Below are 1,733 nucleotides of genomic sequence, written 5' to 3'. Positions count from 1 at the left end.
ACTCGAAGGCTGGAATTCCAGTCAAATCCTGCCCCAGAACCAGCGTGTGAATGTCGTGGGTGCCCTCGTAGGTGTACACCGTTTCCATGTTCGCCATGTGGCGCATCGGCGGGTAGTCCGTGGTGATGCCGTTTCCGCCAAGCATCTCGCGGGCGACGCGGGCCTGGTCGCGGGCCATCCGGACGTTGTTGCGCTTGGCCATCGAGACGTGTTGCGGGCGGAGGTCGCCGCGCTCTTTCAACTCGGCGAGGCGGTGGGCCAGCAGTTGCGACGTCGTGATTTGGGTCGCCATCTCGGCCAGTTTCTGCTGCTGGAGTTGGAACCGGGCGATGGGGCCGCCGAATTGGTCGCGTTCCGTGGCGTAGTCGCGGGCCGTTTCGAAGCAGTCGCGGGCCGCGCCGATCGCCCCCCACGCGATGCCGTAGCGGGCCTGCGTGAGACAGGAGAGCGGTCCCTTCATCCCGGTGACGCCGGGCAGGACGGAATCCTCGGGAATCGTGACGTTCTGGAGGCTGATTTCGCCCGTGATGGACGCACGGAGCGAGAGTTTGTCGTCGATCTTGTTCGTCGTCACGCCGTCGCGGTCGGTCTCCACGAGGAAGCCGCGAACCGGCGAGTCCTCGGCCGAGCGGTCACGCGCCCAGACGACCGCAACGTCCGAAATCGGGGAGTTGGTGATCCACGTCTTCGAGCCGTTGAGGACGTACTCGTCGCCCTCCTTTTCCGCGTAGGTTTCCATTCCAGACGGGTTCGACCCGTGTTCGGGTTCCGTCAGCCCGAAACAACCGACCGCCTTCCCCTCGCCGAGGTCGGGCAACCAACGGTCCTTCTGCTCCTCGGACCCGTAGGCGTGGATGGGGTACATCACGAGCGCGCCTTGTACGCTCACCATCGAGCGCAGGCCGGAGTCACAGGCTTCGAGTTCCTGCATCAGCAAGCCGTAGGCCGTCTCGCTCAGGTTCGGCAGGCCGTAGCCGTCGAGGTTCGGCGCGTAGAAGCCGAGTTCACCCATCTCGGGGATGATCTCCTCCGGGAACGTTCCCGCCTCGAAGTGATCGCCGATGTCCGGTTTGACGTGCTCCTCCACGAACTCGCGGGCGGTGTCCCGAACCATCCGCTCTTCCTGTCCGAGGTCGGCCTCCAATTCCACGTAATCGAGCATGTAAAACTCTCCGGAGGGGAGGCTAAAAAGCCCTCCTACTCCGAGAGCGGGATGTGAAAAAATGAATAAAAGTGATTGTAGGGAACAACTTAATCCGTTCGTGTGCAAAAACAGCGGACAACGATATGGTCCCCAAACGAGCCACGGACGACGATGACGAACTCGCAACCGTCATCGGGCGCTACGCCCTCGAAGAATTGACCCTCGGGCAGGCGGCGGACCGACTTGATATCTCCCGAATGGAGATGAGAACAATTCTCCGAGATTCGGTTGCCACTCTCCGATTGGGGCCGAAATCGAAGGGCGAAATTCTACGTAATGCCGAGAGGCTCTCCGACGGATGATCAGTCAAAAGTGAATCAGTAGCACCAGTAGTTACTAGGGCTGAATCGACTCTGTCACCCGCAAAATAGCATTATTCCGGCGTCGGCACCGCGTCATCCCGCGCGACGGCGATGTCGAGGTAGGCGTCGGCTTGGTCGGCGTGAATCCCCTTGTCGATGAGACCGCGTTCCTCGTCGTACTGGACGAGTCCAGCCATCGCCAGTTTCGGCAGTTGGGTGTGCTGGAG

Annotated in this window: 3 protein-coding genes; 1 reads left to right on the top strand and 2 read right to left on the bottom strand. The window is 61.5% G+C overall.

From position 1 onward, the window contains the following. Positions 1–1,162: acyl-CoA dehydrogenase family protein (locus tag WBV42_RS17110; RefSeq protein WP_423987093.1), on the bottom strand; the 1,162-nt coding region annotated here is incomplete at its 3' end. Positions 1,163–1,287: 125 nt separating this feature from the next. On the opposite strand from WBV42_RS17110, the gene WBV42_RS17105 reads away from it, so the two are divergent. After that, positions 1,288–1,506 carry a sigma factor-like helix-turn-helix DNA-binding protein gene (locus tag WBV42_RS17105; protein ID WP_423987092.1) on the top strand — a complete coding sequence of 73 codons (219 nt, stop codon included), beginning with the start codon at positions 1,288–1,290 and terminating at the stop codon, positions 1,504–1,506. Positions 1,507–1,577: 71 nt separating this feature from the next. On the opposite strand, the gene WBV42_RS17100 is transcribed toward WBV42_RS17105, so the two are convergent. Beyond that, positions 1,578–1,733, bottom strand: a 156-nt coding sequence (locus WBV42_RS17100; protein ID WP_423987094.1) for a DUF7344 domain-containing protein, incomplete at its 5' end; no start/stop codon positions are given.

The organism is Haladaptatus sp. (genome assembly GCF_049589095.1).
In the GTDB taxonomy this organism is placed as follows: Archaea; Halobacteriota; Halobacteria; order Halobacteriales; family Haladaptataceae; genus Haladaptatus.
The sequence above is the reverse complement of the archived record's forward strand: the minus strand, read 5'-3'. Positions and strand labels throughout refer to the sequence as shown.

What these genes read in the sequence shown, in the direction of transcription:
- WBV42_RS17105 (WP_423987092.1), top strand. Translation starts at nt 1,288, where the DNA reads ATGGTCCCCAAACGAGCCACGGACGACGATGACGAACTCGCAACCGTC.